The following is a 7,033-nucleotide window of genomic DNA, read 5'->3' on the forward strand; positions in this document are numbered from 1 at the left end:
ACGTTAACTATCGTTTTAACCCATATTTTTATTACGATTTTATACTTTCTATGTGAGCCTAATTCGGTAATACTGCTTAATAATGGATTTACAAATCTAGATTAGGAAGATCGTATGGCTGTCATTCTTCGACCTCGTGAGCAACGCGCTCAATTTCAATTCAAACCCACTACCTATGGTCATTCTGTACTCGGTGCGCCACTAGTCTATTTCCCTGCGCAAATTCAAGATGAAAATACCGGGTTGATTATCGCCGGTACTCACGGTGACGAAACTGCTTCAATCGTGAATCTTTCTTGCGCGTTGCGCTCAATAGAAACTGGCCAACTTCGTCACCATGTTGTGCTCAGTATGAACCCTGATGGTAATCAATTAGGGACTCGCACTAATGCCAATGGAGTAGATTTAAACCGCAACTTTGCGAGTCAAAATTGGCAAGCAGGCGGCACGGTATATCGTTGGAGTACTCAAGAGCCAGAGCGCGATGTTGCAGTAGGAACCGGTGAGACAGGCAATTCAGAGCCAGAAACCGCAGCGTTATGTCATCTAATTGAAGAGATCAATCCAGCATGGGTAACCTCATTTCATGAACCTTTAGCCTGCATTGACGATCCTAGCTTTTCACCTTTAGCTCATTGGTTATCTCAGAAAATGAACTTGCCGATGGTGAAAGATGTTGGCTACGACACGCCGGGATCATTTGGTTCTTGGTGTGCCGAGCGTGATTTATTGTGCGTAACAGTAGAATTACCGCCAGTTTCTGCAGATTATGCCTGTGAGCACTATTTAGGTATGTTGGTGGAGTTGCTGACCTCTACCCCCACAACTCTGGGCTCATCACCTTCATTGTAGAGATATCAAATTCAAAACCTTGCAGATGATCTTGGGCTAATAAAAGTGGGCCATCAAGATCAACGATTTGTGCGCCTTGAGCAACTACAAAAGCTGGAGCCATGCCAAGTGATGAGCCGACCATGCAACCGACCATAACTTGCATACCTTGTTCGATAGCGGCTTGTTTCAGTTTAAGCGCTTCGGTTAATCCACCGGTTTTATCAAGCTTAATATTGACCATATCATAGCGCCCCACCAGCTTAGCTAGGCTTGAAACTCCATGACATGACTCATCGGCACACAAGGTGATTGGACGCGTTAATCCATCAAGCCAATGGTCTTTATCCGCAGGAAACGGTTGTTCGATCATCGCCACGTTCAATGCTTTGAGTTGAGGGATCATCGCATTATACAATTCCACATTCCAACCTTCATTGGCATCAACAATAATCTTCGCATTAGGTGAATGGCGTCTGACTGCTGCAACTCGCTCAATATCACCTTCTCCGGCTAATTTTAATTTCAGCACTGGGCGAGTTTGATTGGCTTTGGCATCCTCACCCATTTTTTCAGGGCTGGCTAACGATAAAGTAAACGCCGTAGTAAGATCGTGAGGCTCTATTTCAAGCAACTGCCAAATGGTCTTTTGTTGCTGTTTACAGTGTAAATCCCACCAAGCGCAATCTAAGGCATTACGTGCTGCGCCTGCGGGTAGTAACTGTTGAATATCTTGCGCTGAATCGACTTGAGATAACTGCTCCGAAATAGTTTCTAAATCCGCCATCACTTGTTCAATCGACTCGCCATAGCGAGCATAAGGCACACACTCCCCTCGCCCTACATGTCCTTGTTGAGCTAAAGTGACGACCACTACATCAGCATGAGTTTTCGAACCGCGAGAAATAGTAAACGCACCATTGATTGGCCATGATTGAGTCGAGATCGTCATTTTCATATTACACATCCACGTGCTCGTCATAACCAATATTGCATAAAACAGAAAATGCTTGTTCAACCGATTCAGGAATATCTTGAGCAGCAAAGAAACCTTGGTTTGGATAGGTTTTAAGGCGTTGAATTTCACCGACCATCAGGTTTATCACTTCAGAAGAAGGATGCAGCGCACTGCAATAATCGAGGAATTCAAATTGAGGAGAACTGACTTGAGCTTGAACTTGTGGCCATAGTTGCTGACAAGTCGCCAACGCACGACGCTCCATATAAGGCTTCTGTACTAAAGTCACACTACTGAGAGTAAGCCCTTTAGATTGCAATAATTGTTGCGTGAAACGAAAGTTCTCACCAGTATTAGTTGATTGAGCCTCAAGTAAAATAGCATGATTAGGGATACCGCAATCCATGGCGATTTTAGCAAAAGTTTCCGCTTCAGAATGTTCAAACAACTCATCGGTCATTCGGCCTTTGCCACCTGAAATAATCAATAACGGGGCAATACCTTGATGATAAAGCTCAGCGGCTCGCTCACCAACACGTAAATCAGAACTGCCTAGAAGTAATAAAGCATCCGTTTTTTGAAGAGGTTGATCGAATTTTAAATACTTCCAGAGAGATAAAGCATGATCATAATAACGCGTCATTGTGCACTTCCATGTTAGATATAGAGTGATAATGACTTACTGTACTTGAGTTTTTAGCTGGTAGTAAGAGCAGACAAAAGAAAAGTATTGGTATATAAAAAATCGTCTAGATAAATAAAGTCCTCAATGAGCAGAATCTAATGAATATACGGCATTTTGATGATTACAATAACGACATAAACACACACGGTCCATTTTGTGGTAAGGTACGCCGCTGAAAAGGTGATTGATCAACTCATTGAATTTTTGGAACTTGTTTTTTAATGACATATCATCTTCCGCTCGCTTACGTAATATCGCTTTATGTTGAGTATCGCGGCAGCATGATTGGCAAAATAAAACAGGCATAAAATCTCCAGTAATCGGGCTCTAGAACAAAATACGAAACTATTATTTAACATACTAAATCCTACTTTGATTCTGACGTCATAAAATTGAAAACTCCATGTCAATAATTCAATCAAGATCAAACTTTACTAACCACTAGAGCCACTAATGATGCAACTTTTTGTTACTTCAAAACATAAGTAGCGAACGGTGTGATCATCTGTCCTAATTGCTCTCAATGATATCTATACCCAAGTGACTTCAAGATGCAGAATTCAGAGCTATCATCCAATCCTTTAGGCAAGGAAGATTGGCGAAGGATGTAAGCACCTTTCAAACTAATCTGACGCAGCCTATCTCTTATAAAAAGAAGAGATTTGAATGAAGCTCCCGAAGGTCAAGTTAAAACAAGCTTTATGCTCAATAACGGCGGTCTACATTTTCACTCTTTAAGTTTTACTTTTTTAGAGGCAGTATATGAATACAGTTTATCCTGTGAATTCTATCGAGTCTTTTTTGCTCGCGATCTTCGTGTTGCTACTCGGTCATTCTATTAATTCCAAAGTACCATTTTTATCTAAATATAAAATCCCAGAGCCAATTGTCGGTGGCTTAATTGTGGCGATTATTAGCACAATCTTACATTTCCAAAACATCACACTTGAATTTAATTTACCGCTAGAACATACCTTAATGCTGCTCTTCTTTACTACGGTTGGCCTATCCGCAAGCTACACTCAGTTACTAAAAGGTGGTAAAAAAGTCTTTATTTTCCTTGGTGTTGCATCTATCTATATCATTATTCAAAATGCGGTAGGTGTTGGCTTAGCAGAAGCACTGAAGATCAACCCACTACTTGGTTTAGTGGCAGGTTCTATCACGCTATCTGGTGGACACGGTACTGGTGCAGCTTGGGCAAGCACTTTCCAAAATACCTATGGCATTAATACTCTTGAATTTGCCATGGCGGCAGCCACCTTCGGCTTAATTGTTGGTGGTATCATTGGCGGACCAGTGGCACAACGACGCATTCAAAAGCACACCCTAGTGTCAAAATATGGCACCGGTGACAAGCACCACGATAATTTCCCAAATGTCATAACTTACAACGACCGTGAAGAAGATAAAGTCTCAGCTTATCGCGTGATTGAAACGTTATTTATGATGCTGATTTGCGTAGTGGGTGCGGTTTATGTTGAGCAATGGGTAAATACCGTTGAAATCCGTTGGCTAAAGATCCCAGACTTTGTATATGCCCTATTCTTAGGTGTGATTATCACTAATATTTTGGAAGTTTCAGGCAAGTACAAACTCAATACCGATACCGTTGATATTCTCGGAACCATATCCTTATCTCTATTCTTAGCGATGGCCTTGATGAGTTTACAATTATGGGAAATCTTTTCACTCGCGATTCCCCTGCTGATCATTTTATGTGTACAAACCATTATTTTAGCGGTGTTTGCTTACAATGTGACTTTCCGTGTGATGGGCTCAAACTATGACGCAGCGGTAATCACTGGTGGTCACTGTGGTTTTGGTTTGGGCGCTACACCAACCGCGGTAATGAACATGGGTTCAATTGTGACGCATTACGGGCCTTCGCCACAAGCCTTTATGGTCGTGCCAATTGTCGGTGCCTTTTTCATCGATATTGTGAACTTAATTATCATCCAAGGTTACTTATCGTTTATTGGTTAATGACTAAAGAGTGAATCAATCAGTCTAAACTGCGGATAACAGACTAAACTCTCAATACCGTGGTTCAGATTCATTAAGCACTAGGCTAATATCCATTTTGAACAAGAATAGCTTTGATAAACGTTGTGTTGAGGAAAAATAGTGACTGAACAAAAAGCGGTTTCACCACAAAAAATATTCATGAGTGTCGCACTCGTTATCGCGCTCGGATCGCTAGAAAAGAGCATCGTCACCACCCCGCTGCCTATCATTGGTGAGCAACTCAATGCAGGCAATGCACTCACTTGGGTCGTCACTGCCTATCTATTAGCGGCGACTGCGGTATTACCGGTTTATGGTAAACTCAGTGACATTCTAGGCCGAGTAAAAATGCTGTATATCGGCATTACGCTCTTTGTGCTAGGCTCGGCAGCATGTGGCTTCGCGCAAGATTTACCAACCTTAATCATTGCTCGTGTCATTCAAGGCATCGGTGGTGGTGGCTTAATTGCCCTCGCCTTTACTGTCATTGCCGACTGTATTCCGGCGCGTGAAGTAGGTAAATACCAAGGCTTCATCTCAATGGTCTATGCGGTTTCCAGTATCGCTGGCCCATTGCTTGGCGGCTATTTTGCTGAACACTTATCCTGGCGCTGGGTATTTTGGATTAATATCCCACTCGGTTTACTGGCAGTATTTTTGATTCGTCGTAACCTTTCACATTTAAATAAAAAGCGTAATTCGAAATTTGATTGGCTAGGCGCGATGATGCTGATGATCGGCTCCACCAGCTTACTGCTTTTACTCTCTCCCGAAGCCGAACTTCCTATGGGCTGGACGGGGGGTGCGTTTATTGCCTCAATCTTAATATTAGTTTTGGTTGAGCGACGCGTTTCCGATCCTATGCTGCCTGCTCGCTTAGCTAAACTACCCAACTACTTGGTTTGCATCTTACTGATTTTATGCTCACAGTTATTAATGTTTGCCATTTTGGTGTACCTACCAATGCAAATGCAGTGGCAGCGTGGTTTATCCGCTTCAGCCAGCGGCGAAATCATGGTGATCTTCATGTTTAGCATCACTATTGGCGCTTACTGCGGTGGCAAGCTAGTCAATAAATCAGGTGAAACCAAACGCTATGCATTGTTTGGGTTTTTACTGGCGGCAATTAGCTTTGCGATGATCCAACAACATTTTTATCCAGCGGTAGCTCTTGGTTTAGCAGGTCTAGGCATCGGCTTTACCCTGCCAGCGATTGGCGTAATGGTGCAAAACGTATTGCCAGCAAAAGACCGCGGTATTGGCATGTCATTATTTAACTTTGGTCGTGAATTAGGCGGAGCTATCGGCGTTGCTGCTTGTTCAACCGTATTCCAATTGAGCCTAAATCATGAAGGTGTTACCAAACAAAATAGCCTTGCGGAATATAGCCATGAAACCTTGGCAGCAGGCTTCAATGCGATTTACTTATTAATGGCGATCATGGCTGTGGTTTCTATGATAATCACACTGGTCGCGTTAAAAAAACAAACATTAGCTACCGAAATAAAACAAGATTAATACATCGAACTAAACCAAATAAAGGTCTGTCAGCATGAATAAAGTTTCAGATATTTTTAACCCTGAAGATTGGCAAGAAGTTGAAGGTTTTTCATTTGAAGATATTACCTACCACCGCGCAGTAGATGCCGGAGTAGTCCGTATCGCCTTTAACCGTCCAGAATGTCGCAACGCATTTCGACCTAAAACCGTCGATGAGCTTTTTTGCGCGCTTGAACATGCACGTATGTGGAGCGATGTAGGCTGCGTTTTGCTGACCGGTAACGGACCTAGTGCCCGCGATGGCGGCTGGGCATTTTGTTCTGGTGGCGATCAACGTATTCGTGGCAAAGATGGCTACAAATACGAAGGTATGCCACAAGACCAAATCGACCCTGCAAAATTAGGCAGACTACACATTCTAGAAGTACAACGTTTGATCCGCTTTATGCCAAAAGCCGTGATCGCAGTCGTACCGGGTTGGGCTGCTGGTGGTGGTCACTCATTGCATGTTGTGTGTGATATGACAATTGCCTCAGAAGAACACGCAGCATTTAAACAAACCGATCTCGATGTGGCGAGCTTTGACTCAGGCTACGGTTCAGCTTATCTAGCGAAAATGGTTGGCCAAAAGAAAGCGCGTGAAATCTTCTTCCTAGGTTTAGACTACAGCGCACAAGATGCTTTTGAAATGGGCATGGTTAACAAAGTGGTTCCACATGCTGACCTTGAAAAAGAAGCGCTTGAGTGGGGTAAGATCATTTGCCAAAAATCACCAACTGCACTACGCATGATGAAGTTTGGCTTAAACATGACTGACGATGGCATGGTTGGACAACAACTCTTCGCCGGTGAAGCCACTCGCCTCGCCTACGGCACTGATGAAGCGCGCGAAGGCCGTGATTCATTCTTAGAAAAACGTCCAAAAAACTTCTCTAAGTTTCCATATCACTATTAATTGTTAGTTGGTAAGTCCGTATATGAAACAACGCCTTGAGCTTTTAAGTTCAGGGCGTTTTTGTATTGGTGGTGATACACAAATATAAACTGTTTTT

At 42.9% G+C, this 7,033-nt stretch carries 7 protein-coding genes; 4 read left to right on the forward strand and 3 right to left on the reverse strand.

Translation table 11 applies throughout. From position 1 onward, the window contains the following. Positions 1–114 precede the first annotated feature (114 nt). Positions 115–852 (forward strand): murein tripeptide amidase MpaA, encoded by a 738-nt coding sequence (gene mpaA / locus ACN0T8_RS12760; RefSeq protein WP_417881004.1) that lies wholly within the window; start codon positions 115–117, stop codon positions 850–852. On the opposite strand, the gene dgcA is transcribed toward mpaA, so the two are convergent. From dgcA to ACN0T8_RS12775, 3 genes are all read right to left on the reverse strand, one after another. Further along, positions 815–1,789, reverse strand: a complete 975-nt coding sequence (dgcA, locus tag ACN0T8_RS12765; RefSeq protein WP_417881005.1) for an N-acetyl-D-Glu racemase DgcA — start codon at positions 1,787–1,789, stop codon at positions 815–817. The genes mpaA and dgcA overlap by 38 nt on opposite strands. A 1-nt stretch (position 1,790) precedes the next feature. Beyond that, positions 1,791–2,432: a YdcF family protein gene (locus tag ACN0T8_RS12770; protein WP_417881006.1), complete on the reverse strand. Its 642-nt coding sequence runs from the start codon at positions 2,430–2,432 to the stop codon at positions 1,791–1,793. Positions 2,433–2,555: 123 nt separating this feature from the next. Further along, on the reverse strand, positions 2,556–2,780 hold the full coding sequence (locus ACN0T8_RS12775) for a hypothetical protein (protein ID WP_417881007.1): 225 nt from the start codon (positions 2,778–2,780) through the stop codon (positions 2,556–2,558). A gap of 456 nt (positions 2,781–3,236) precedes the next feature. Between ACN0T8_RS12775 and gltS the strand changes: the two genes are divergently transcribed. The 3 genes from gltS to ACN0T8_RS12790 all read left to right on the forward strand — a co-directional run bounded on the left by gltS (position 3,237) and on the right by ACN0T8_RS12790 (position 6,936). Next, positions 3,237–4,460, forward strand: a complete 1,224-nt coding sequence (gene gltS / locus ACN0T8_RS12780) for a sodium/glutamate symporter (protein WP_417881008.1) — start codon at positions 3,237–3,239, stop codon at positions 4,458–4,460. 180 nt (positions 4,461–4,640) lie between these two features. Further along, the gene (locus ACN0T8_RS12785) at positions 4,641–5,999 is read left to right on the forward strand and encodes an MDR family MFS transporter (RefSeq protein WP_417881014.1); all 1,359 of its coding nucleotides are present in this window, start codon (positions 4,641–4,643) and stop codon (positions 5,997–5,999) included. Between the two features lie 34 nt (positions 6,000–6,033). Next, positions 6,034–6,936 carry a 1,4-dihydroxy-2-naphthoyl-CoA synthase gene (locus ACN0T8_RS12790; RefSeq protein ID WP_417881009.1) on the forward strand — a complete coding sequence of 301 codons (903 nt, stop codon included), beginning with the start codon at positions 6,034–6,036 and terminating at the stop codon, positions 6,934–6,936. The last annotated feature ends 97 nt before the right edge of the window (positions 6,937–7,033 follow it).

It is taken from the genome of Vibrio sp., from assembly GCF_048266485.1.
In the GTDB taxonomy this organism is placed as follows: Bacteria; Pseudomonadota; Gammaproteobacteria; order Enterobacterales; family Vibrionaceae; genus Vibrio.